18 protein-coding genes are annotated in these 23,810 nt (G+C 71.9%); 8 read left to right on the top strand and 10 right to left on the bottom strand.

The genetic code is table 11. From position 1 onward, the window contains the following. Nucleotides 1-82: 82 nt before the first annotated feature. From manA to BT364_RS29900, 5 genes are all read right to left on the bottom strand, one after another. On the bottom strand, nucleotides 83-1,264 hold the full coding sequence (manA, locus tag BT364_RS29920; protein WP_072488364.1) for a mannose-6-phosphate isomerase, class I: 1,182 nt from the start codon (nucleotides 1,262-1,264) through the stop codon (nucleotides 83-85). 111 nt (nucleotides 1,265-1,375) lie between these two features. Then, nucleotides 1,376-2,512 (bottom strand): SIS domain-containing protein, encoded by a 1,137-nt coding sequence (locus BT364_RS29915; RefSeq protein WP_072488363.1) that lies wholly within the window; start codon nucleotides 2,510-2,512, stop codon nucleotides 1,376-1,378. A gap of 73 nt (nucleotides 2,513-2,585) precedes the next feature. Further along, a complete protein-coding gene (locus BT364_RS29910; protein WP_072488362.1) occupies nucleotides 2,586-2,768 on the bottom strand; it encodes a Trm112 family protein in 183 nt (60 codons plus the stop codon). 222 nt (nucleotides 2,769-2,990) lie between these two features. Then, nucleotides 2,991-4,412 carry a phosphomannomutase/phosphoglucomutase gene (locus BT364_RS29905; RefSeq protein WP_072488361.1) on the bottom strand — a complete coding sequence of 474 codons (1,422 nt, stop codon included), beginning with the start codon at nucleotides 4,410-4,412 and terminating at the stop codon, nucleotides 2,991-2,993. Nucleotides 4,413-4,475: 63 nt separating this feature from the next. Next, entirely contained in the window at nucleotides 4,476-4,850 is a 375-nt protein-coding gene (locus BT364_RS29900; RefSeq protein ID WP_218172462.1) for a DUF3499 domain-containing protein, read from the bottom strand. A gap of 366 nt (nucleotides 4,851-5,216) precedes the next feature. On the opposite strand from BT364_RS29900, the gene BT364_RS29895 reads away from it, so the two are divergent. After that, the gene (locus BT364_RS29895; protein WP_072488360.1) at nucleotides 5,217-5,645 is read left to right on the top strand and encodes a metallopeptidase family protein; all 429 of its coding nucleotides are present in this window, start codon (nucleotides 5,217-5,219) and stop codon (nucleotides 5,643-5,645) included. Between the two features lie 32 nt (nucleotides 5,646-5,677). Here the strand turns inward: BT364_RS29895 and BT364_RS29890 are convergent, their stop codons facing one another. The 3 genes from BT364_RS29890 to BT364_RS29880 all read right to left on the bottom strand — a co-directional run bounded on the left by BT364_RS29890 (nucleotide 5,678) and on the right by BT364_RS29880 (nucleotide 11,631). Next, complete coding sequence (locus tag BT364_RS29890) at nucleotides 5,678-7,201, bottom strand: DUF5719 family protein (protein WP_072488359.1); 1,524 nt, start codon at nucleotides 7,199-7,201, stop codon at nucleotides 5,678-5,680. Continuing rightward, nucleotides 7,198-11,019, bottom strand: coding sequence for a glycosyltransferase (locus tag BT364_RS29885; RefSeq protein WP_072488358.1), 3,822 nt, complete (start codon nucleotides 11,017-11,019; stop codon nucleotides 7,198-7,200). Before BT364_RS29885 ends, BT364_RS29890 begins: the two co-directional genes overlap by 4 nt. Nucleotides 11,020-11,367: 348 nt before the next feature. Continuing rightward, complete coding sequence (locus BT364_RS29880; RefSeq protein WP_003968728.1) at nucleotides 11,368-11,631, bottom strand: WhiB family transcriptional regulator; 264 nt, start codon at nucleotides 11,629-11,631, stop codon at nucleotides 11,368-11,370. Nucleotides 11,632-12,343: 712 nt separating this feature from the next. Here BT364_RS29880 and BT364_RS29870 point away from each other — a divergent pair. The 3 genes from BT364_RS29870 to BT364_RS29860 all read left to right on the top strand — a co-directional run bounded on the left by BT364_RS29870 (nucleotide 12,344) and on the right by BT364_RS29860 (nucleotide 15,171). Next, entirely contained in the window at nucleotides 12,344-12,844 is a 501-nt protein-coding gene (locus tag BT364_RS29870) for a cysteine dioxygenase (RefSeq protein WP_072488357.1), read from the top strand. Nucleotides 12,845-12,907: 63 nt separating this feature from the next. Then, nucleotides 12,908-13,864, top strand: coding sequence for a 2-phospho-L-lactate transferase (cofD, locus tag BT364_RS29865; protein ID WP_072488356.1), 957 nt, complete (start codon nucleotides 12,908-12,910; stop codon nucleotides 13,862-13,864). Beyond that, nucleotides 13,861-15,171, top strand: a complete 1,311-nt coding sequence (locus BT364_RS29860; protein WP_072488355.1) for a coenzyme F420-0:L-glutamate ligase — start codon at nucleotides 13,861-13,863, stop codon at nucleotides 15,169-15,171. Before cofD ends, BT364_RS29860 begins: the two co-directional genes overlap by 4 nt. A gap of 15 nt (nucleotides 15,172-15,186) precedes the next feature. On the opposite strand, the gene BT364_RS29855 is transcribed toward BT364_RS29860, so the two are convergent. Continuing rightward, nucleotides 15,187-16,185, bottom strand: coding sequence for a DNA-3-methyladenine glycosylase family protein (locus BT364_RS29855; protein WP_072488354.1), 999 nt, complete (start codon nucleotides 16,183-16,185; stop codon nucleotides 15,187-15,189). Between the two features lie 136 nt (nucleotides 16,186-16,321). Continuing rightward, nucleotides 16,322-17,689 (bottom strand): N-acetylmuramoyl-L-alanine amidase, encoded by a 1,368-nt coding sequence (locus tag BT364_RS29850; protein ID WP_072488353.1) that lies wholly within the window; start codon nucleotides 17,687-17,689, stop codon nucleotides 16,322-16,324. Between the two features lie 138 nt (nucleotides 17,690-17,827). Between BT364_RS29850 and BT364_RS29845 the strand changes: the two genes are divergently transcribed. From BT364_RS29845 to BT364_RS29830, 4 genes are all read left to right on the top strand, one after another. Then, nucleotides 17,828-18,580 (top strand): TIGR03089 family protein, encoded by a 753-nt coding sequence (locus BT364_RS29845; RefSeq protein ID WP_072488352.1) that lies wholly within the window; start codon nucleotides 17,828-17,830, stop codon nucleotides 18,578-18,580. 170 nt (nucleotides 18,581-18,750) lie between these two features. After that, nucleotides 18,751-19,995 (top strand): LCP family protein, encoded by a 1,245-nt coding sequence (locus BT364_RS29840; protein WP_072488351.1) that lies wholly within the window; start codon nucleotides 18,751-18,753, stop codon nucleotides 19,993-19,995. A 223-nt stretch (nucleotides 19,996-20,218) separates the two neighbouring features. Beyond that, entirely contained in the window at nucleotides 20,219-21,997 is a 1,779-nt protein-coding gene (locus BT364_RS29835) for an LCP family protein (protein ID WP_177328285.1), read from the top strand. Between the two features lie 49 nt (nucleotides 21,998-22,046). Then, entirely contained in the window at nucleotides 22,047-23,720 is a 1,674-nt protein-coding gene (locus tag BT364_RS29830; protein ID WP_072488349.1) for an LCP family protein, read from the top strand. Nucleotides 23,721-23,810 lie beyond the last annotated feature (90 nt).

Genomic DNA, 23,810 nt, shown 5'->3' with positions numbered 1-23,810 from the left:
CCTGGTGTCCCTTCTTCGATGCCGCGGCCCTGGCGCCGCGGTACGGCCGGACATTGTTGCAGTCGCTGGTGCGGACGGTACGTCAGGCCACCACTGTGGCTCGGAACAGGGTTCCCGTACCGGACGCTTCGGCCCTTTCGCCTGAGGGTACGAACACGGAGGTGCCGGGTGCGAGGTCGAGCTCGCCCGCCCTCGGGGCTCCCCCGGTGCAGAGCAGGATCTGCGGGGTGTCCCTGGTCAGGTCGACGGGGGCGGCGCCGGGCGAGAGGTCGAAGCGCGAGAGCCGGAATTCGTCCACGGGCGTCTCGTACAGCTCCTCGCCGGACGGTGAGGCCTCGGGGCGCAGGATGCCGGGCTCGGTTGCCTCGAAGCGGACGATGCGCAGCAGTTCGGGTACGTCGATGTGCTTGGGCGTGAGTCCACAGCGCAGCACGTTGTCCGAGTTGGCCATGATCTCGACGCCGAGGCCGTCGAGGTACGCGTGCGGGACGCCCGCGCCGAGGAACAGGGCCTCGCCGGGCTGGAGTTCCACGTAGTTCAGCAGCATTGCCGCGATGACACCGGGGTCGCCGGGGAAGTGGTGGGCGATCCGGGCGTACGGGGCGTGGGCGCCGCCGAGGCGTTCGGCGGCGGCCGCGGCCAGGTGCACCGTTTCGGCCGTCTCCGCGGGGTCGGCGCCGAGGATCGCGGTGAGAACCTCGCGGAGGGCGGCCTCTTCGGGGTGGGCGCCGAGCAGGTCCACGTACGGCTTGAGGGAGTCGACGCCGAGTGCCGCCATCGCCTCGGCCGCCTCGGTGGGCGGGCGGAAGCCGCACAGGCCGGCGAAGGGGGTGAGCGCGCAGATCAGCTCGGGCTTGTGGTTGGCGTCCTTGTACGTGCGGTGGGGCGCGTCGATCGGGACGGACCGGCGCTCCTCGTCCTCGTACCCCCTCTTGGCCTGGGCGAGATCGGGGTGGACCTGGAGGGAGAGGGGGGCGCCCGCGGCGAGCAGTTTGAGGAGGAAGGGGAGGCGGGGGCCGAACTTCTCGACGGTGGCCCGGCCCAGTTCGCGCTCGGGGTCGGCGGCGATGACCTCGGTGAGGGGCTGTTCGGGGCCGGCCTCTCCGGCAGCGGTTGTGCGGGTGAGGAGGGAGGGGGCGCCGGGGTGGGCACCCATCCACATCTCGGCCTGGGGCTCGCCGGTGGGGGCGACGCCGAGCAGTTCGGGTATGGCGGTGATGGAGCCCCAGGCGTAAGGGCGCACGGTGTTGGAGAGCCGGTCCATGGTCTTCGTCCTTGTGAGATGCGTGGATCGGGGGTGCTGTGCTCTGTGCTCGGGTGTGGGGCGCTCTTGGTGCGGGGTGCGATGGGTGCGGTCGGCCGGGGGTTTGTGGGGTCAGGCGCCGGATGCGGAGGCGAGGGCCAGGTAGACGGCGGCGAAGTCGGTGACCGCGAGCAGTTCGGCGAGGGCTTCGAGCTCGGTGCCCTCGTCGGGTTCGAGCTCGCTGACCGCGGTGTCGTGGCCGAGGGCCAGTTCGCGGGCGGCGGGGGCCGCGCTCAGGCCGCCGGTGGGGCGGTCGCGGATCAGTACGACGCGGGCGTGCAGCGGCTCCGGCTCGTCGACCCGGTCGCGGAAGAAGTCGTCGGGGTCGGCACCGGCGGCGAAGGTGCCCGCCAGCAGCGTGCCGTGGGCCGGAAGCGCCTCGGGCAGTTCGGCGGCGAGGGCCGGGCGGCCGGACAGTTCGGCCAGGACGGCGGCGAATCTGCGGCCGACCGGGGCGGCGGAGTCGCCCTCCGTCCAGATGAGGGGCAGGCTCTCGGCGAGTTCGGCCGCGAGGGTCTTGGCGGGGTTGCTGTACGTGGCGATGGACGGGCCGCAGCGTTCTGCGGTGCGGTCCAGGCGGTCGGCGACGCTCTGCAGCGCCTCGGCGGGCGCGGTGAGCAGGCCGACCCGGTCCAGCAGCGCGAGCAGCGGGGTGAACAGGGCCCAGAGCGTGCCGGGGCCCGCGGCCGAGGTCTCGGCGTCGTACTCGCCGTGCGGGGCGGAGGCCATCGGTATGACGAGGCCGTGCGCCCCGTCGATCGCCTCGCGCAGCGGTGACTGGCGTGGGGCTACGGCGACGACGCTGCAGCCCCGGCGGTACGCCTGTTCGGCGAGGAGGGAGAGGCCCGGCTCGGAGCCGTCGGCCGTGACGATCAGCAGCAGGTCCACGGAGCCGGCCCAGCCGGGCAGCGTCCAGCGCATCGCGCCCGGGGCGGGGGCGACGCCGGTGGGGTGGATGCGGGTGACGGGCGCGGAGGCGCCTGCCAGGGCGGTGATCAGGTCGGCGACGCCGGACGCGGCGGTGCCGGAGCCCGCGACCAGTACGGCGCGGGGGCGGCCCTCCGGGTTCAGCTCGGCGATCCCCGCCTCGGCGGCGTGCAGGGCGGCGGTACGGACCCGGGCCCCGGCCTCGGCGGCGCCGCGGAGCAGGCCACGGCGATCGGCCCGGGCCAGGGCCTCCGGGGCGTCGAGCAGCGACTCGTCGAGCATGGGGACGGTCCTCCGATCACATGCTGATCACCGTGCGGGGTGCGGGGCGAGGCCGTCGCGGGCCCCGGTGCCGTTACGCGGGGCGGCGGGCCTCGTCGACGAGGAGGACGGGGATGCCGTCCCGTACCGGGTAGGCCAGGCCGCAGTCCTGGCCGGTGCAGATCAACTCGGGGCTGTCGGCTGCCGACCGATCGTCGAGCGGGGAGTGACAGGCCGGGCAGGCGAGGATCTCCAGGAGGCCGGCTTCGAGCGGCATGGGGTGGGTCCCTTCGGGCAGCGGATCAGGCGACGTCAGCCTACCGCTGGGGGCGGTGGGGTGCGGGGCGGGCCGGGGGCCCGCGGGTGGGGGCGGGGCGGTGCGGTGTGTGGGTGCGGTGCAGGTGGGGGTGGTGCGGGTGGGGGTGGTGCGCCTGCGGCGGGCTTGGCCCCTGCCCGCCCCTTCCCGTAACCGGGGGCTCCGCCCCCGGACCCCCGCTCCTCAAACGCCGGAGGGGCTGGAGGGGTCGCCGGAAGGGTCAGGAGTGCCCGGGGAGTCCGGGGCTCGGACCAGGGCCAGGACCTCGTCCCGTACCGCCCTCATCGTCCGTTCGTCGCGGGCCTCCACGTTCAGGCGCAGCAGGGGCTCCGTGTTGGAGGCGCGGAGGTTGAACCACCAGTCCGGGGACGTGACCGTCAGGCCGTCCAGGTCGTCGGCCGTGACGCCGTCGCGGGGTGCGAAGGCGGCGCGTACCGCTGCCGCGCGGCCCGGCTGGTCGGCGACCGTGGAGTTGATCTCGCCGGAGCCGGCGTAGCGGTCGTAGCGGGCCACCAGTTCGGACAGGGGGCCGGGCTGACCGCCCAGCGCGGCGAGGACGTGGAGCGCGGCGAGCATGCCCGTGTCGGCGTTCCAGAAGTCGCGGAAGTAGTAGTGCGCGGAGTGTTCGCCGCCGAAGATCGCGCCGTGCTCGGCCATCTCGGCCTTGATGAAGGAGTGGCCCACGCGGGTACGGACCGGGGTGCCGCCGTTCTCGCGGACGACCTCGGGGACCGAGAGGGACGTGATCAGGTTGTGGATGACGGTGCCCTTGCCGCCGTTGCGGGCGAGCTCCCGGGCCGCGACCAGGGCGGTGATCGCCGACGGTGAGATGCCCTCGCCCCGCTCGTCGACGACGAAGCAGCGGTCCGCGTCGCCGTCGAAGGCGAGGCCGAGGTCGGCCCCCTCGGCCACGACCCGGGCCTGGAGGTCGACGAGGTTCTTCGGGTCGAGGGGGTTGGCCTCGTGGTTGGGGAACGTGCCGTCGAGTTCGAAGTACATCGGTACGAGGTCGACGGGCAGGCCCGCGAAGACGGTGGGAACGGTGTGGCCGCCCATGCCGTTGCCCGCGTCGACGACGACCTTCAGCGGCCGGACGGACGTCAGGTCGACCAGGGACAGCAGGTGGGCCGCGTAGTCGGCGAGCGTGTCGCGCTCGGTGACGGTGCCGGGGACGGCGACCGGCTGCGGGGCGCCCGTTTCGGACCACTTCTCGACCAGGGCGCGGATCTCCAGGAGCCCGGTGTCCTGGCCCACGGGTGCGGCGCCCGCCCGGCAGAGCTTGATGCCGTTGTACTGCGCCGGGTTGTGCGAGGCGGTGAACATCGCGCCCGGGAGGCCCAGGCTGCCCGAGGCGAAGTACAGCTGGTCGGTCGAGCAGAGGCCGATGAGGGTGACGTCCGCGCCGCGCGCCGCGGCTCCCCGTGCGAAGGCTCCCGAGAGGCCGGGCGACGAGGGCCGCATGTCGTGGCCGATCACGATCGCGTCCGCGCCCGTCACCTCGACGAACGCCGCCCCGAACCGCTCGGCCAGCGGCTCGTCCCACTGATCGGGCACCACTCCGCGCACGTCGTACGCCTTCACGATCTGCGACAGATCAGCAGCCACGGGCCGGTCCTCCTGAGAATTCTACGGACCGCCCAAACTACCCGGAGGGCTCGTAGGCCGAGCTCAGGAGTCCGGGGAGCGCAGCACTCGCAGATGGCCGCGGCGGGCGACCTCCATCGGATCGGCGGCGTGCGGGCCGCCCCTCCTGTCGGCACCGCGGTCCTGCGGCCGCGCCGCTTCCCTTACGGCATTGGCGAGCGCTTCGAGGTCGTCGCCGCTGGGGCGGGTGGGTGCGGAGGGGTCGGAGAGCCGGACGACTTCCCAGCCGCGTGGTGCCGTCAGCCGCTCACTGTGCTCGGCGCAGAGGTCGTAGCAGTGGGGCTCGGCATAGGTGGCGAGCGGGCCGAGGACCGCAGTCGAGTCGGCATAGACGTACGTCAGTGTCGCGACGGCAGGGCGGCCGCACGCAGTGCGCGAACAGCGACGTACAGGGCTCACGATGTTGGACGGTACCGCACTCTTGAGCGGGCTGCGACGACTCTCCCTCAGGTCACCCCACCGTGTCGCCCCGTGAACTCCCGCACAAGCGCCTTCCGGACAGTTGTTCTGACCTGCGCGGGAACGGAGAAGTGCCAGCACTGCCGACAACGATTCCGGTCACCAATCGACACAAAATCCGTCATACAGCAAGGGATCAACAGTCAGGAGCAGGGCCAGAAACGGGCCCTGATTGGCCGGATCGTTCAGGATTGGAAAGGCGGGGAGCTCTGTCCCTGATATGCCGGTGCGCTGTCGCGGAAACGGCGATGCCCTGTCAGGGAGCAGCGTTCCACTTGCGCCTCGGAGAGTTACGCTGCGTCAGTGATGGACAGTCCCGTACCACCGCACGCGTCCGAACCGCGCCCGCGCCGTCGTGACCGCCATGGCCGCGGCATGCGCGGGCCCGTCGCCCCGCCCCAGGTGCCGCTCTCGGTCAGCAGGGCGGAGAATTTCCGCGATCTCGTGCAGGACTCGGTGGAACGGCTGGAGCGGCGCTGGCCGCAGCTGACCGATGTCGACTTCATGGTGCTCGACGTACCGGGGACGCAGGAGGAGACCGTGCCGCTGGGGCGCGCGATCTCCGCGGAGAAGGGCCGGCCTGCGCAGATCGTGATCTACCGGCGGCCGGTCGAGATCCGCACCAAGAGCCGCGACGAGCGCGCGCTGCTGGTGCACGAGGTCGTGGTGGAGCAGGTCGCGGAGCTGCTCGGGCTCGCGCCGGAGTCGGTGGATCCGCGGTACGGGCAGGAGTAGCGGACCTCCCGCGTCCCGCCCGTACCGACTGCTCAGTCGTCGAGGACCGACAGGTCCTGCTCGGCGGTGGGCACCTCGACCGTGCCGCGGTCGTCCGGCAGGGTCTGCACGGTGAACATCTGGATGCCGTTCTGCGTGAGGGTGAGCGTGCGCGCGGCGTGGACCGGGCCGCCCGACTCCGTCTCGACCGTCAGGGCGTAGCCGCCCTTGAGGCCGGACGGTACGGGCGGGGTGACCGCCAGCGTCGTACCGCCCTTGACCGTGTACTTCTTGACGGTCTGTTCGCCGCCCTCGCTGCCCGCCGACGCGGTGACCTTCACGGTGGCGGTGGCCCCCGGCGCGGTGAGCGAGAGGACCGATCCCTTGTCCCGGTTGTCGGCCACGGTCGCCCGCGCGCCCACCGGGCCGGTCGCCGGGATGTAGCCGACCTCCTGCTTGTCGCCGGTGCCGCGGACCACGCGCAGTGCGGCGACCACGGGGGCGTTCTTCTTCCCCTGGGCCGGGGTCAGCAGCAGGGAGCCGGCCTCGCCCTTGGTGATGTCCTTCAGGTCGACGCCCGCGGTCATCCGGGACTTGACGTGGAGACTCTCGTTGCCTACCGGGGAGATCGCGCCGGTCTTGCCGATCAGTTTCACCGTCAGATCGGCGTCGTCGTCGCCCGTCGCGAAGGCCACGAGACGGACCGAGGTGGCGTCCGCGGGGATGCCGGGGAGCACCAGGGTGCCCGTCGGGCCGGTGGAGGCGGCCAGCCAGTCGCTGCCGGTCTCCTCGTCCGCGGTCCTGACGACCGCGCCGACGCGTCCGGTGCGGGTGGTGACGTGGACGGTCACATCCTCGGCGACCTCGCTCGTCAGCGTGGAGATCAGCACCGGCACGCTGGAGCGGGCGGGCACCGTGATGCCCTCGCCGACATCGGACTTGAGGGAGCCGTCCGGACCGTACAGCTCGATGTCGGCGACGGCCGCGGTGTCGTCCGGGTTGGTCAGGTGGACGTAGTCCTCGCGGGACTTCGCGGTGCTCGCGGCCGGGAACCAGAAGTCCGTGTCGGGCCCGGTGCAGCTGACGCCGAGCAGGCCGCGGCCGCCGCCCGCCTCGACCGTGGTGGTCTGCTGGGCGGTCCAGCCGGAGGCCAGGCGGCCGGTGGCGGTGCCGACCAGCGCGGGGGCGTCGGCGCCCGATGCCTCGGCGGTGGCCGGTTTGCCGGGCTCCTTGAGCGCGACGACCGGCTTTCCGGGATCCGCCTTCTTCTTGTCCTTCTTGTCCTTCTTCTCGTCCTTCTTGCCGCCGTCGGACGTGGTGGCGGTGGACATCAGCAGTTCGGCCGTGCCGGCCTCGCCACCGCTGCCGCCCGCCGGGGAGAAGGAGGTGTAGGTCGTCTCCGCCAGGTCCGAGAGGCCGGGGGCCGGGCAGAGCAGGCTGGACCGTTCCACCGGCAGCCGTGCGGCGGTCTTCGCCGGTGCGGTGTCCCCGTCGCCGGGCGCGGTGAGCGCGGCGAATCCGGTGACGGCGGCGAGGGCGACGGTGCCCGCGATGAGGGACAGGCTGGTGGACTTCACTCGGACTCGCCTCGCGATGCGTTACCGGTCGGCCACGGGTTGTGGCCCGGGGCGGGGTTCTCGTCGGGGTTCTGCGGGTCGTACTGGCCCTGCGGTGCGACCTGCTGGCCGTAGGGGGCCTGGGGGTCGTACGGGGCCTGGGCCTGCGGGTCGTACTGCTGCTGCGCGGCGTAGCCGTACGGGTCGTAGGTGTTCTGCTGGTACGGGCCGGCGGCCAGGTGGTTCTGCTGCGGGGCGTACTGGCCGTCCTGCTGCGGGGCGTACCGGCCGTCCCCGTACTGCTCGCCCTGGTACTGCTGGTAGCCGGCGTCCTGGTACTGCTGCGCGTCCCATTCGCCGTACTGCTGCTGCGGCACCGCCGCGTACTGGCCGGTGTCGGCCTGCGGGGCGAAGGCGTCCTCGTCGCCGGTCTGCGGGGCGAAGATGCCCTGGTCGTCGCTTCCGTGCGGTTGCGGCTCGGCGGTCTGTTCGGCGGGGGTGTAGTCCCCCGTCTGCTGGGCCGGGATGTACTGCCCCGCCTCCTCGGCCGGCTCGGCCTCGGCCTCCGCTTCCGCCTGGGCGGCCGCGCGCAGCCTGCGGGCCCGGCGTCCCTCGCCGACGACCGGCTCCGCGGGGACCGTCACGGCCTCCTCGGGCAGGTCGTCGTCGATCTCCCGGCGGCGGCCGGGCAGGGCGAGTACCAGCAGGAAGACGGCCAGCGCGGACTGGACCCAGATCCAGGCGGTGTGGGTGAACGGGGTGTCGTACGTGAGGTCCAGCGTGCCGCCCTCGGCGGGGAGCTCGAAGCCCTGGGCCCAGCCGTCGACGGTCTTCGGGGTCAGCGCCCGGCCGTCGAGCGTGGCCTGCCAGCCGGGGTCGGCGGCGTCTGCGATCCGCAGCACGCGGCCGGAGCCGCCCGCCGGGACCTTGGTGTGCGCCTCGACGGGCAGCGAGCCGACGGGCAGCGGTTCCTCGTCGGCTCCGGACGGAATGATCATGACTCGGGCGACCTGGCGGTCGACCCGCCACAGCGCGCTGCCGTCCAGCTGGCTCAGCCGGCTGAGCCCCGGAGTCGCGTCCAGGACCCGGCTCATCGCCTTCGGAGCGCCGTCGCGGACCAGTACGTAACGGATCGCGAAGCCGCTGAGCTGTCGGCCCTGGTCGGCTCCGGAGCCCGCGACGAGGTTGGCCACGACCTTGTCGAGGTGGCTGTTGCTGCCGCCCGCCTCGACCAGCTCGGCGTCACCGAGCCGCGCGCCGGAGCCGCGTACCAGGGTGTACGAGACGGTGGCGGGCGAGGTGCCGCCGAGAACCAGGGTGCGCGGCTGGTCGCGGGTGGCGCTCTCCTCGGCGACGAACGCGGGCACCTGCACCGGGTCGCGCCGCTCCAGCGGACCCGCCGCACCACCGATCATCCAGCCCGCGGCGGCCAGCACCGGGGCGAGCGCCGCGGCGAGGGCGATCAGCACGGCGACCGGCTGCCGCCAGCCGAAGCTGAGCTCGGCGACGCGCACCCGGGCACCGTCCGCGCCGACCAGCGCGGCGGCGATCAGCGCGATGCCGTAGACGAGGGTGGCGGGACCGGCCCAGCCCGAGCCGTTGGCCAACGCGGCGAAGACCAGAGCCACGAGCGCGACCGCCCACGCGGTGCGTACCGCGAACTGCCGCTCCCCGCGCAGCAGCGCGGCGAGCGCGGCGAGCACGATGCCGAGCAGCAGCACGCCGCCCGCGGCCTTGGGGCCGCCGGGGCTGATGCCGAGCAGGTCGAGCGCGGAGGCCGTGCCCGTACCGATGTCCAGGCCCACCTCCTTCAGGAAGGCGGACGGACTGGTGAGGAGCGAGAGCGACCAGGGCGCGAGAACGAGCAGCGGGGTGCCGATCGCGGCGAGGAAGCGGAGCCCGTACGCGGTGATGTCGCCGCGGCGCAGTACGAGCACGCCGATGCCGAGGACCACGGCGAGCGGCCAGACGATCGGCGTGAACGCCATCACGAAGGTGAGGAGCAGGGTGTACGCCCAGGTCGCACGCCAGCTGCCGCGGGCGTCGCCGCCGGCCCGCATGCCGTGCGCGGAGACGGCGGCGCGGGCGATCAGCGGGAGCAGGACGGCCAGTACGGCGGTGCCGAGACGGCCGGTCGCCAGGGCGCCGGTCGCGGCGGGCAGGAAGGCGTACGCGACGCTCGCCCAGGCCCGCAGCAGCCTCGATTCGAGCAGCGGCCGGGAGGCGAAGTACGCGGTGAGTCCGGCGAGCGGTACGGAGCAGACCAGCAGCAGGGTGAGCGCGAAGCCGGTCGAGCCGAGGAACAGTGCGGACAGGGCGGAGAGCACGGCGAGGTAGGGCGGCGCGGTCTGCGTGCCGCCGGTGCCGACCGTGTGCCAGCCGTCCGCGTACTTGTTCCACAGGTCGGAGACGTCGCCGGGGGCGGGCAGCAGTGCGCCGCCGGTCAGCGCGCCGCCTCCGAGGAGGCCGCGGCAGGCGACGAGCGAGACCAGGAGCAGGACGGCGAAGAGCACCGGGCCAGGCTTGCGCCCGATCCGCTTGAGCCGTGCGAACTGCTCGATCTCCAGGAAGTCGGCGTCGTCACCACCGGGGCCGGACTCCACTGCGCCGTGCCGGGAGCCGCCCGGGTCGGCGTCGGAGCCGCTGCCGAAGTTTCCGGTGACCTGGTCCACGGTGGCGCGGACGGTGGCACCGGGCGGTGGGAAGAGGCCGCGCAGCTCGGTCTGGTCGACGGTGCCCTTGCCGCGGCTGCGCCGGGCCGCGAGGATCCGTCCGGGGCGCAGCAGGGTGCCGAAGAGCCCGGTGACCTCGTCGACGGCCTGGCCGGGCACCTTGCCGACGAGATAGGCGAGGGTGCGCAGCAGGGTGCCGACGACGAGCCTGAGCAGCACCCAGGGCAGCACCTTGGCGCGGGCGTTGACCAGCATCGTGTAGACGGCGCCGGCCTTGTCGACGCGGTGCGGGGAGGCGACCGAGCGGCCCGCGCAGTCGATCGGGCGGCGCTCGCGGGCCGAGGCCTCGGCATGCCTGAGGACGGCGTCGGGGGCGACGAGCACCCGGTGTCCCGCGACGTGCGCGCGCCAGCACAGGTCGACGTCGTCACGCATCAGGGGAAGGCTGCGGTCGAACCCGCCGAGCTCCTCCCAGACATCACGGCGGATCAGCATGCCGGCGGTGGAGACGGAGAGCACGGTACGGACCTGGTCGTGCTGGCCCTGGTCCTGCTCGCGGCGGTCGAGCCCGGTCCAGCGGCGTCCGCTGTTGGCGATGGAGACACCGACCTCCAGCAGCTGCTTGCGGTCGTACCAGCCGCGGAGCTTGGGGCCGACGATCGCGGCGTGCGGGTCGGTGTCGACGACGCGCAGCAGCTCGGCGAGCGCTTCGGGCTCGGGTGCGCAGTCGTCGTGGAGCAGCCAGAGCCACTGCACCGGTTCGCCGTGCGGCAGTTCGGGCAGGTCGTAGGCGTCTTCTCGCCAGGCCCTGCTGACGGGGTCCCAGCTGCTGGGGCGCTTCAGGTACGGCAGGTCCTCGGGGGTGAGGATGCCGGCCGTGCGGGTCGCCTCGTCGACGGCGGTGCCGAAGCTCGTACGGCGCGCGAGGTGCAGGACCCGTTCGGCACCGAGCGCCTCGGTGACCAGCTGCGCGGAGTCGTCGGCGCTGCCGGTGTCGGCGGCGACGGCGTTCTGTACGGGGCGTTCCTGCCCGAGCAGCCCGGCGAGCGCGTCGGGCAGCCAGCGTGCGCCGTCGTGGGAGACGAGCACGGCGGTGACGACATGCCGGGGGAACTCTGGGGCGGTGGCGGCCGCGTACGGCGCCGCCGATTGGCTGTGCACGGACATCGAGGTACGGGCCCTCCGGCCGGGTCCGGGGGGCGTCACCCCGGGGGCTGCATCGGTGTACACGCGCGCCCTGTCGGGGCGTTGGCGCGTCTCGGACGGGGCCCCACACTAACGGTACGGATAACCGCGGTGGCGCCGAGCGCTCGAACGGGGCCGCGGCCGGGCGGTGGTGGAGTCGCGGCGGGTACGGCGATGGCCCGTCGTCTGCGGGCAGGGCGCAGGCGGCGGGCCATGGTCGGTCGCGGTCCGGGTCTTCGGTTGTGGGAATGCTCGGTGGCCGGGGTGTCCGGCGGTGAGGCGTTCTCGTCGCCGCGGTGTTCCGCGGGCGGTTGTCGCGGTGTTCCGCGGTCAGATGGCGGCCTTCTTCAAGCGGCGCCGTTCACGTTCCGACAGACCGCCCCAGATTCCGAAGCGTTCGTCATTGGAAAGGGCATATTCGAGGCACTCGGACCGGACTTCACAGGCGAGACAGACCTTCTTGGCCTCGCGGGTGGATCCGCCCTTCTCGGGGAAGAAGGACTCGGGATCGGTCTGGGCGCACAGTGCGCGCTCCTGCCAGCCGAGTTCCTCGTCCGCGTCCTCGACCAGCAGTTGCTGGAACAGCTCGGTCATGTGCGCCCCTCGTCTGTCTCTTGCGTCCCGTCATGCAGCCGTTACTGATCACGGCCGAACGACACGAGTGAAATTACAAGTGTGTAGCTCCAGGCCAGTCAAGCGAAGATCTGCTATTGGCCCAGGTATTCACTCTGCGGAACCAAGCCTACGCGGAAAGTGTGCAAATCACCAAAAACCTGACATATGCCACGGGTCTCGCCGCGCCCCGGCTTCTCATTGAGTGAGACGGGCGGAGCCACCCCGATGTTTCGATTCGATCACCGAAGCGACCAAGATCACAGTCGGGTCACGGTGCGCCAATGACGTTTGAGGGCACGGCTGATGCGCCACATCTCCGTCACGGCGACTGCATAAACCCCCCTCCGGACCCAGTAGCCGGATGAGGTGAAACATTACCCCCAAATCGGGCATTGGGTTGACAGCGGCGGATCGAGCCGGTCTCCTTTAACGCATGCCAGCGACTGCCGCGATGTACGCCACCCACGTCCGTGGGTTCCGCACCGCTGTCCAGGCTCGCTGTTGCTGTTCCAGCTGTCACAGCTGTTGATGCCCCCAGGGCGCCGGCTCTGATCCAGCTCCTCTCGCAGAGGCTCTCCGCAGTACTTCCGCATCCGCGGGACGTCTTTCCCGACGTTCCCCGCGACCGAGGTTCTCCGGTCTCCGCGACACCCCGCACACGCCCCCCCCATGCCGAGGAACCACCTCACCCATGAACAGCGACAGCGACCTCCAGATCGCCGGCGACATCCTCGAGGTCCAGCACCTCCTCCAGCCGGCCCGCGAGCACCCCTCCACCGTCTCCGAGTTCGTCGGCCTCGCCCGCTCCATCGCCGCCGATCGCGCCCAGTGGGCGCCGCTCGTCCGTTACGACACCACCACCCGCTGGTACCACCGCCTGCGCACCGGACTCGGCTACGAGGTCTGGCTGCTCAGCTGGGTGCCCGGCCAGGGCAGCGGGCTCCACGACCACGGCCTGTCCTCCGGCGTGCTGACCGTCCTGGAGGGCCGGCTGACCGAGCGCACCGAGCGCGCCACCCGCGCGCTGGACCCGGGTGCGCAGCGGGTCTTCGCGCCCGGCTACGCGCACGAAGTGGTCAACGACTCCCTCGAACCGGCCGTCAGTCTGCACATCTACTACCCGGGTCTGACCGAGATGCCGATGCACGCGGCCCAATGCGCCCCGGCAGCCGTGGATGTCGTGCCCGCCTGACAGCCCACCCGTCGCCCGCCACCGCCCCGGCAAGGATCAGGCTTCGCCTGACAGACTGTCTGCATGCGCATTGTGGTTCTGGCCGGCGGTATCGGTGGTGCTCGTTTTCTGCGTGGCCTCAAGCAGGCCGCGCCCGACGCGGACATCACGGTGATCGGCAACACCGGTGACGACATCCATCTGTTCGGGCTGAAGGTCTGCCCCGACCTCGACACCGTGATGTACACCCTCGGCGGTGGCATCAACGAGGAGCAGGGCTGGGGACGTACGGACGAGAGCTTCCACGTCAAGGAGGAGCTCGCGGCGTACGGCGTGGGGCCGGAGTGGTTCGGGCTCGGCGACCGTGACTTCGCGACGCACATCGTCCGCACGCAGATGCTGGGCGCCGGCTATCCGCTGAGCGCCGTCACCGAAGCGCTCTGCGCGCGCTGGAAGCCCGGGGTGCGGCTGCTGCCGATGTCCGACGACCGGGTCGAGACCCATGTCGCGGTCGACATGGACGGCGAGCGCAGAGCGATCCACTTCCAGGAGTACTGGGTGAAGCTGCGCGCCTCGGTCCAGGCGCAGGCGATCGTGCCGGTCGGCGCCGAGCAGGCGAAGCCGGCCCCGGGAGTGCTGGAGGCCATCGCCGAGGCCGATGTGATCCTCTTCCCGCCGTCCAACCCCGTCGTGTCGGTGGGGACCATCCTCGCCGTGCCCGGGATCCGGGAGGCCATCGCCGAGGCCGGGGTGCCGGTCGTCGGCCTCTCCCCCATCGTCGGGGACGCGCCGGTGCGCGGCATGGCGGACAAGGTCCTCGCCGCGGTGGGCGTCGAGTCGACGGCGTCGGCCGTGGCCAGGCACTACGGCTCCGGGCTGCTCGACGGCTGGCTCGTCGACACGGTGGACGCCGGGGCGGTCGGCGAGGTGGAGGCCGCGGGCATCCGCTGCCGTCCCGTGCCTCTGATGATGACCGATGTCGACGCGACGGCGGAGATGGCCCGGCAGGCGCTGGTGCTGGCCGAGGAGGTACGGGCGTGAGCGCCGGCGCGGCGCCCTCGTACCGGGTCTGGGCGCTGCCCGGGATGCCCGAGGTGCGGGCCGGGGACGACCTGGCGAAGCTGATCGCCTCGACCGGGCCGGGTCTGGTCGACGGCGACGTCCTGCTGGTCACCTCGAAGATCGTCTCCAAGGCGGAGGGCCGGATCGTCGAGGCCACCGACCGCGAGGCGGCGATCGACGCCGAGACGGTACGGGTGGTGGCGCGGCGCGGCACGCTGCGGATCGTGGAGAACCGGCAGGGTCTGGTCATGGCCGCGGCCGGGGTCGACGCCTCGAACACCCCCGCCGGGACGGTGCTGTTGCTGCCCGAGGACCCGGACGCCTCGGCGCGGGCGATCCGCGACGGGCTGCGGGACACCCTCGGCGTGGAGGTCGGGGTCGTCGTCACGGACACCTTCGGGCGCCCGTGGCGCAACGGGCTGACCGATGTGGCGATCGGGGCGGCCGGGGTCCGGGTGCTGGACGATCTGCGCGGCGGCACGGACGCGTACGGCAATCCGCTGAGCGCCACCGTGGTCGCCACCGCCGACGAGCTGGCCTCGGCCGGTGACCTGGTCAAGGGCAAGGCGGACGGGCTGCCCGTCGCGGTCGTGCGGGGGCTCGGTCATGTGGTGGACCCGGCCGATGCCGGTGGTGCCCGCGCGATGGTGCGGGTCGCGGCCGACGACATGTTCCGGCTCGGTACGTCGGAGGCGGTGCGGGAGGCGGTGACCCTGCGGCGTACGGTGCGCGAGTTCACCGACGACCCGGTGGACCCGGGTGCGGTGCGGCGGGCCGTGGCCGCGGCGGTGACGGCGCCCGCGCCGCATCACACGACGCCGTGGCGGTTCGTCCTGCTGGAGTCCGAGGAGTCGCGGACCCGGCTGCTCGACGCGATGCGGGACGCGTGGATCGCGGATCTGCGGCGCGACGGCAGGAGCGAGGAGTCGGTCGCCAAGCGGGTGCGGCGGGGCGATGTGCTGCGCCGGGCGCCGTATCTGGTGGTGCCGTGTCTGGTGATGGACGGCTCCCACGCCTACGGGGACGAGCGGCGGGACACGGCGGAGCGCGAGATGTTCGTGGTCGCCGCGGGGGCCGGCATCCAGAACTTCCTGGTGGCGCTGGCCGGTGAGCGGCTGGGCTCGGCGTGGGTGTCGTCGACGATGTTCTGCCGCTCCGTGGTGCGCGAGGTGCTGGAGCTGCCGGAGAGCTGGGATCCGCTGGGGGCGGTGGCGGTGGGGCGCGCGGCGGCCGAGCCCGCGGCACGGCCGGGGCGGGACGCGGAAGGGTTCATCGAGGTGCGCTGAGGCCGGGCACGGGTTCTACAGGCGGGCGATGTCGCCGCGGGTCATGCGCGGGGCACGGCGGGCCGGGGTGTGGCCCGAGAGCAGGATGAGGCGGGTCGCCCGGTGGCGCTGGCCCTCGTACGGGGCCAGGAGGGCCAGCATCTCCTCGTCGTCGGCGTCCCGGTTGCCCGCCAGGGCGTGGCCGACGATGCCGGGGAGGTGGAGGTCGCCGACGGTGACCGCGTCCGGAGCGCCGTTCGAGCGCTGGAGCGTCTCGGCCGAGGTCCAGGGGCCGATGCCGGGGATCAGTTGCAGCCGGGCCATGGCCTCCGGGAGCTCCATGGCCGCCGCCTCCTCCAGGCGGCGGGCCACGCGTACCGCGCGCAGGATCGTGCCCGAGCGTTTGGCGTCGACGCCCGCGCGGTGCCATTCCCAGGACGGGATCAGGGACCAGGTGCGGGCGTCCGGCATGACGTGCAGCCCCAGCGCGTCGAACGCGGCGTGGTCCGTGGGGCCGGGCGCCGGAGTGCCGTGCCCCCGGACCAGGAGGCGCCAGGCGCGGTAGGCCTCGTCGGTGGTGACCTTCTGTTCCAGGATCGACGGGATCAGCGACTCCATGACCAGGCCGGTGCGCAGCAGCCGCAGGCCGGGGCGGCGGTGCCGGGTCAGGGCGAGCAGGCGGTGGCGCGGGCGGAAGGCGTCCGGGTCGTCCGTCGCGCCGAGCAGTGTCGGGAGCCGGTCCAGCAGCCACGGTGCGCCGGGGCCCCAGGCCGCCGCCTCGATCCGGCCGCCCCGGGGGGTGAGGCGGAGGGTGCCGGGGCCCGCGGGTGTGCGGCTGGCCCGCCAGGCCGTGCCGTCCGCGGTCATCCGGTACGTGGGGTCGGCGGGGCCTCGGCGCAGCGGGCCGACGACCAGGCGCAGGTCGAAGGGGCCGGGCGGGGTCCACTCACGGGTCAGCGCGTCCGGCGCCGGAGCCGCCGCCTGGTGCGGGACGGCCGCGCGGGGAGCGCTGCGGGGGGCGAATCGTCCTGCCACGGTGAGGTCCTCGGTCGTCGGGGTGCCTGTCGAGGGTAAGCGCTGCGGCCGCTGCCCGGTTGTTCGCCGTACCGCGCCCGGCTACTCGTCGGAGGAGAAGCGCACCGCCGCGTCCGGGAGGACCGCCCCGCACCGTCTAGCGGCCCTGGAGCTTGGCGGAGCTGGAGCGGGCCGAGCCGAGCTTCTTGTAGAGACGCGCTCCGGGGCATTCGGTTGCGAAGCCGTCCCGGTGGCCGGAGATGACGTTGAGTTTGACCTTCTTGCCCTTCTTGTACTTGTTCCCGCCGCCGGAGACGAGCGTGGCCTTGCCGCGCGGGTCGGCGCCGAACAGGCCGAGCTTCCAGGCGGTGAGCTTCGCTACGGCGTTCACCGCGGCGGCGGGCGGGTTCGACTTGGTGAAGGTGCCGAGCACCGCGATGCCCATGCTGTCGGTGTTGAAGCCGAGCGTGTGCGCTCCCAGGACGGCCTTCGTCACGCCTCCGGCCCGTCCTTCGTAGATGTTTCCGCACTTGTCGACGGCGAAGTTGTAGCCGATGTCGCGCCAGCCGCTGCTCTTGACGTGGTAGCGGTAGATGCCGCGCAGGACCGAGGCCGCCTGGGAGCACTTGTAGTTGTTTCCGGTGGCGCTGTGGTGGATGAAGGCCGCCTTGACCTTGCTGGTGTAGACGAACTTGCGCTCCCTGAGCTTCTCGTCGGCGCCCCAGCCCTTGCGGGTGACGATGCTCGGACGGGGGCCGATGTACGGCCGGGCGCCGGGTACGAGGCCGGCCTCGGCCTCGTACCGCACCTCGGACTCCGCCTTGCCCAGGGCGGGGAGCACGCTCGGGGCGAGGGATGAGGTACGGCCGTCCCCGGTGGCCTGGGTGCCTGCCGCGGCCTGGACATCCTCCTCGGTCCCGGCGTCCGTCGCGGGGGCCTGCTGCGGGTCCTTGCCGGGGTCGACGAGTTCGAGGCGCAGCCCGCCGGGCAGCGGTACGGCGGTGGCGGTCCGGTCCTGCGGGTCCGGGGCCTCGGGGCGTACGCGGACCGCGACGCCGTCCGAGTCGCCGACCCAGAGCGGGGCGGTGGAGCCCCGGACGGCGCCGGATTCGCGCTCGGCGGTGCCGGGGTCGGCGCCGTGCTCGGCGTTGTGGGTCTCCAGGTCCTGCCACTGCGACCACTCCCCGGTGCCGGTGGCACGGGTGCGGACCTGGACGGAGCCGTGGAGTTCGGTGTTCGCGTCGTCCCAGACGACGCCGACCAGGGAGAAGGGGCGGACCTCGCGTTCGGGCAGCCCCTGTTCGGGGGCGGCCGTGGCCCGGGTGGGTTCGTCGGTGGCCCGGTCGGAGGGTGCCGGCAGGGTCCGCATCGGCAGGGACTGCGTCGAGCCCGGCACATCGACGGGCTCGGCCGACTCGGCGGGGACGGTGCGGGTGTCGGGGGCGGCGCCCGCGGGCACGGCCGACGGCAGTACGAGAACGGCCGCGCAGGTGACACCGATCGAAGATGCTAGGAAGGCACGCATGCGAATAATCCTGGGCATACACGGGCAACTCCGGCCACCGGGGTGTCCCGACGCAATTGACGGCCCGTCTGCCGAACCGGTGCACCCGGCACCCTTCTCCTCCCGCCGGACCGGTCGCCGCCGCGTACTCTTGCGCGGATGAACGCCACCGACCGCACCCCTGCCGACCTGCTGCGTTCCGCGCTCGCCGCGGACCCGGCCCGCCCCTTGGTCACTTTCTACGACGACGCCACCGGAGAGCGCGTCGAACTGTCGGTGGCCACCTTCGCCAATTGGGTGGCCAAGACCGCGAATCTCCTGCAGGGCGACCTCGCCGCCGAGCCGGGCGACCGGCTCGCGCTCCTGCTGCCCGCGCACTGGCAGTCCGCGGTCTGGCTGCTCGCCTGTTCCTCGGTCGGCGTGGTCGCCGAGGTGCAGGGCGACCCGGCCGCGGCCGACCTCGTCGTCAGCGGCCCCGGCACCCTGGAGGCCGCGCGTGCCTGCCGGGGCGAGCGGGTCGCCCTGGCACTGCGCCCGCTGGGCGGCAGGTTCCCGCAGGCGCCCGAGGGCTTCGCGGACTACGCGGTCGAGGTGCCGAGCCAGGGCGACCGGTTCGCCCCCTTCGCCCCGGTGGACCCGGACGCCCCCGCGCTGGCGGTGGACGGCGTCGAGCTGACCTCGGCGCAACTGGTGGCACGGGCCCGCGAGGATGCCGCCGCACTCGGCCTGGCCGCCGGATCGCGGCTGCTCACGGGACGTACGTACGGCAGCTGGGAGGGGCTGAGCACGGGGCTGTTCGCGCCGCTGGCCGCCGGTGGGTCCGTGGTCCTCTGCCGTCACCTGGGGCAGTTGGGCGAGGAGGGGCTGGCGAAGCGCGTGGAGAGCGAGCGGGTCACCAACAGCGCGGTATGACAAGCACGCTGAGGACCACTCTTCCGGCCCACACCGCGTCGAGTCCTCGGGGGCTGCGCCTCAACTCCGGTACATGATCGGCGTTACGGACCACCGAGGACACAACCAAGCGTGAGGTTCAGCCGTCTACTCCTGCGACCGGCGGCCCGACGCGCCGCCGAACGTGAAGGATGGACGCAGACGTGAGCGAAAGCGCCGGCCCGCCGGACGACCCGGCGGCGGGCGGGGACAAGTCGCGGCCCGGGAGCGGATCCGGCGCCACGCCGGTGACCGGAGCCCGGCACCGGCGCCACTGGCTGCGCTGGACCGCGCTCGGCGCCTCGTTCGTCGTGCTGGTCGCGGCGGGCGTCGGCGCGTGGCTGTACCGGAAGCTCGACGGCAACATCAGGACCGACACGTCCGCCGCCGCCGAACTCAAGGCGTACGAGCGGGAGCGGCCCGCCTCCGTGGTGCACAACGCGGAGAACATCCTGCTCATCGGCTCGGACAGCCGGGCCGGCGACAACCGCAAGTACGGCCGTGACGACGGCGGCAGCCAGCGCTCGGACACCACGATCCTGCTCCACCTCCCCGCGGACCGGAAGAGCGCCACGGCGATGTCCCTGCCGCGCGATCTGATGGTGGACATCCCGGTCTGCCACAGCGCGGACGGTACGGCCACGAAGAAGCAATTCGCCCAGTTCAACTGGGCCTTCGAGCTCGGCGGCACCGCCTGCACGATCCGTACGGTCGAGAAGATGACCGGCGTCCGGATCGACCACCACATGGTCGTCGACTTCAACGGCTTCAAGGACATGGTCGACGCCGTGGACGGGGTCGAGGTCTGCCTGAAGAAGCCGGTCGACGACGCCGACGCCCATCTGAAGCTCCCCGCCGGCCGCCAGAAGCTCGACGGCGAGCAGGCGCTGGGGTACGTACGGGCCCGCAAGTCGATCGGCAACGGCAGCGACACCGAACGGATGGACCGCCAGCAGCAGTTCCTGGGCGCGCTGGTGAACAAGGTCCAGAGCGACGGCGTACTGCTCAATCCGACCCGTCTCTACCCGGTGCTGGACGCGGCCACCAAGGCGCTGACCACCGACCCGGGGCTCGACAGCCTCAAGGACCTGTACGAGCTGGTGCGCGGCATGCGCAACGTACCGACCGACAAGGTGCAGTTCCTGACCGTGCCCCGGCAGCCCTACGTCGCCAACCGGAACCGGGACGAACTCGTACAGCCCGATGCGAACCGGCTCTTCAAGCGGCTGCGTGAGGACGATCCGGTCGCCGTGGTCCCGGCGGACGAGCTCAAACGTGACGACGAGAAGAACAACGGGAAAAACAATGCCGCGACCGATCCCCCGGAAGCCTCGGGCCCCAGCCCCACGCCTACTTATTCGGGCAACAACGCGGCGGCGGACCTGTGCAAGCAGTAAAGCAATTCCCAAACAGAAGCCGGTGATCGGCGTGTAATGAGCAGTATGACCAGTTGTAAGGACCGTGGAATTTGTCACGCACGTCGCTCGACGCCGAACTGGGCCGATAGTGTGACGCGATCCGGTGCTGCCGGCCGCCAGGCCGTGCACTTCTGGAGCGAAAGATCGAGCGCCTGATCGGGGGAGGCGCCTCGCGTGGCACCGACGGAGGACTCAAGCAACCGTGGATGCGCAAAGCCGTGGGCGGGCGGACGGAATGGACCCCGCAGACCAGTGGGTCCTCAACCCGCACACCGGTGATTACGAACTGCGACTGAATCATTCCGGAGGGGATTCGGACGCCCCTTCCCGTACTTCCGGCGCGCGTGTTCCCCATAGCAGAGAGCCGGTCCGGGAAGATTCCGGCGGGCGCAGGGGCGACCGCCGGAATACCCCACGCGAGGGTCAGGGGTCCGGTCCGAGCCGCGAGGTACCTGGTCAGCGCAGCCGCCGTTCGGCCAACGGCGCGCGCGGCCAGGAGAGTTCCGGTCCGGCGGGCCGCCGCAGCCGCAAGGCCCCCAAAGCGCGCCGCAAGAAGGCGCTGCTGTGGACGGGCGGCACGATGGCCTTCGTGCTGGTCGGCCTGTCGGTGGGCGGGTACGCGTTGTACCAGCACTTCAACGGCAACCTGAACACGGTCGACGTGGGCGGGGCCGGCAACAAGAACGTCTTCGACACCGACGCCCCGATCAACATCCTGATCATCGGTACCGACAAGCGCACCGGCAAGGGCAACGAGGGCTACGGCGACAAGAACAGCGTGGGCCACGCCGACACCAACATCCTCTTCCACGTCTCCGAGGACCGCACCAACGCGACGGCGCTGAGCATCCCCCGCGACCTGATCACCGACATCCCGGCCTGCAGGACCAAGCAGCCGGACGGCTCGGAGAAGGTCATCCCCGGTACGCGGAACGTCCGCTTCAACCAGAGCCTCGGCCAGGAGGGCCGGAACGCCGGCTGCACCATGGAGACGGTCGAGAAGATCACCGGCCTGAAGGTCGACCACTTCATGATGGTCGACTTCAACGCGGTGAAGGAGCTGTCCACGGCGGTCGGCGGGGTCGAGATCTGCCTGGCCAAGCCGGTCAAGGACCCGGACTCGCACCTGGACCTGCCGGCCGGCGAGCACCGCATCCAGGGCGAGGAAGCCCTGGCGTTCGTACGGACCCGGCACAGCTTCGGCAACCATGGCGACCTGGACCGGATCAAGGTCCAGCAGCAGTTCATCGCGTCGATGATCCGGCAGATGCAGTCGGACGAGACCCTGACCAGCCTGCCCAAGCTGTACAAGCTGGCGGACGCCGCGACCAAGGCGCTCACCGTCGACACCGGCATCGGCACGGGGAAGAAGCTGGCATCGCTGGCCCAGGAGCTCGGCAAGGTCAACACGAAGAACATCACCTTCACCACGGTGCCGGTGAAGGACAACCCGGCCGAGAAGACACCGGTCACCGTCGTACTGAACCCGCCCAAGTCCGACCCGCTGTTCGCCATGATGCGCGACGACACCTCACTGACCGAGGTGAAGTCGAAGAAAAAGGCCGCGAAGAGCAAGCAGGACGCGCTCCTCAAGGGCCCCAAGGCGGCCTCGGGCGACGTACGCGTCGATGTGTACAACGGCGGCAAGGTGCCCGGCGCCGCGCAGGCGACGGTCACCTGGCTCCAGAACGAGCAGGGCGTACTCAAGTCCACCAACAAGGCCAACGCCCCGGCGAAGGCCGCGAAGACGACGCTGGAGTACGCGCCGAACCAGGCGGACCAGGCCCGCGCGCTGGCCGCCATGATGGGCCTGCCCGGCTCGGCCATGAAGAAGGGCACCACGGACGCCGAAGGGCTCCAGGCGATGGTGCTGACCCTGGGGGACGACTTCAAGGGCGCGGGTACTCCCATCACCGGGCCGGCAAAGGTGCCGACCGACATTCAGCAAGCAAACGCCGACAAGGCAGAGTGCGCCAAGTGACACCGGGTCACTGCGCGGAACCACGAGTCTGAGCAGCAGGGGGGTCTTGGTGGCACGGAGCAGTACGCCCGGGGAGGGGACGCGACCACGCGTCCGGCACGCCGGCCAACTCGGCTGGGACGACGGGCTGTACGAGGAGGGGCCGGAGGAGAGCGAGGACTCCGGCCCCGGGGAGCAGCGGGCCGCTTCCGGGGAGAGCGGTCACCGGCGCGGTGGCCCCAAGCCACGCGGCAAGAAGGGCAAACGCCGGGTGCTGCGCTGGGTCGCGTCGGTGACCGCGCTGCTCATAATCGGCGGCGCCGGCGCCGGATACCTCTACTACGAGCACCTCAACGGCAATCTCAAGAAGGCCGATCTGACCCTCGGCGACAAGAAGATGGCCGACCACAAGGCCAATGCCGCCGGTCAGACCCCGCTGAACATCCTGCTCATAGGCTCGGACGCGCGGGACTCCAAGGCGAACCAGAAGCTCGGCGGGGCCAAGAACACCTTCGGGGCGCCGCCCCTGGCCGACGTACAGATGCTGCTCCACCTCTCCGCCGACCGCAGCAACATGTCGGTGATCAGCATGCCGCGCGACACGATGCTGAAGATCCCGAAGTGCACCGACCCGGAGACGAAGCGCGTCTACCCCGCGACCACCGGCCTGGCGATGACCAATGAGACGCTCGGCCGCGGCGGCCCCGGTTGCTCCGTGGCCACCTGGTACGAGCTCACCGGCATCACCATCGACCACTTCATGATGATCGACTTCGCCGGTGTGGTCTCGATGGCGGACGCGATCGGCGGTGTCCCGGTCTGCGTCAAGGGCAACGTCTACTCGCACACGAGCGAGGGCAAGGGCTCCGGGCTGAAGCTGGAGAAGGGCACCACGAAGATCAAGGGCAAGCAGGCCCTCCAGTGGCTGCGCACCCGCTACGGCTTCGAGGACGGCACCGACCTCGGCCGTACCCACGCCCAGCACATGTACATGAACTCGATGGTCCGCGAGCTGCGCAAGGGCACCAAGCTCACCGACCCGGGCAAGCTGATGGGTCTCGCCGAGGCGGCGACGAACGCGCTGACGGTCGACAAGGGCCTCGACACGGTCAAGAAGCTCTACGACCTCGCGGAGGAGCTCAAGAAGGCGCCCACCAAGCGCATCACCATGACGACGATGCCGAACGTCTACGGGACGGGCACGCTCAAGGAGCGGGTGCTCCCCAAGCCCGGCGACGCCGACCAGCTCTTCCAGATGGTCCGCGACGACATCCCGCTCGACGGCAAGACGTCCAAGCGCAAGGCACCGGCCGCCGCCAAGAAGCCCACGGCTTCCCCGGCCGAGATCCCGGTGACCGTCCGCAACGGAACGCGTACCGAGATCGATTACCCGGCCAAGGGCCGCGCCTCGGCGGTCAAGGAGCTGCTGACCGGGAAGGGCTTCACCCAGGCCGCGATCGACGCGCAGAGCACCGAGCCGGCGAAGCGGACCGGGATCCTCTTCCCCACCGTGGACATGGAGGGCAACGCCCAGGCGGTCGCCAAGGCGCTCGGCATCCCGCTGTCGGCGGTGAAGAAGTCGACCGACGTCTCGGGCATCACGCTGACCGTGGGGGCCGACTGGCGCGAGGACGGCGACTACCACGCGCCCTCCGCCGAGAAGAAGACCCCGGACAGCGCACGGGCGCTCAACGGCGACGACGAGACGGCCTGCATGGACGTCCAGCCGGGCTTCGGCTGGTAGGCAGCGGGACACGACACACCGCGGGGGCCCTCCGGCACATCGGAGGGCCCCCGCGGTGTTCGTGGTGCTCGGGCCTGTCGGGTGACCTGC

Origin of the sequence: Streptomyces atratus, from assembly GCF_900119365.1 — a bacterium.
GTDB lineage: Bacteria > Actinomycetota > Actinomycetes > Streptomycetales > Streptomycetaceae > Streptomyces > Streptomyces atratus_B.
Note: the sequence above shows the minus strand (reverse complement) of the source record. Positions and strands in the feature narration are given on the sequence as shown.

Bases quoted from the DNA above. Each gene is read 5' to 3' on its own strand.
- BT364_RS29885 (WP_072488358.1), bottom strand. From the start codon at position 11,019: ATGTCCGTGCACAGCCAATCGGCGGCGCCGTACGCGGCCGCCACCGCC.
- BT364_RS29895 (WP_072488360.1), top strand. From the start codon at position 5,217: ATGGACAGTCCCGTACCACCGCACGCGTCCGAACCGCGCCCGCGCCGT.
- manA (WP_072488364.1), bottom strand. From the start codon at position 1,264: ATGGACCGGCTCTCCAACACCGTGCGCCCTTACGCCTGGGGCTCCATC.
- BT364_RS29910 (WP_072488362.1), bottom strand. From the start codon at position 2,768: ATGCCGCTCGAAGCCGGCCTCCTGGAGATCCTCGCCTGCCCGGCCTGT.
- BT364_RS29880 (WP_003968728.1), bottom strand. From the start codon at position 11,631: ATGACCGAGCTGTTCCAGCAACTGCTGGTCGAGGACGCGGACGAGGAA.
- BT364_RS29915 (WP_072488363.1), bottom strand. From the start codon at position 2,512: ATGCTCGACGAGTCGCTGCTCGACGCCCCGGAGGCCCTGGCCCGGGCC.
- BT364_RS29845 (WP_072488352.1), top strand. From the start codon at position 17,828: ATGAACGCCACCGACCGCACCCCTGCCGACCTGCTGCGTTCCGCGCTC.
- BT364_RS29850 (WP_072488353.1), bottom strand. From the start codon at position 17,689: ATGCGTGCCTTCCTAGCATCTTCGATCGGTGTCACCTGCGCGGCCGTT.
- BT364_RS29870 (WP_072488357.1), top strand. From the start codon at position 12,344: ATGAACAGCGACAGCGACCTCCAGATCGCCGGCGACATCCTCGAGGTC.
- BT364_RS29840 (WP_072488351.1), top strand. From the start codon at position 18,751: ATGGACGCAGACGTGAGCGAAAGCGCCGGCCCGCCGGACGACCCGGCG.
- cofD (WP_072488356.1), top strand. From the start codon at position 12,908: ATGCGCATTGTGGTTCTGGCCGGCGGTATCGGTGGTGCTCGTTTTCTG.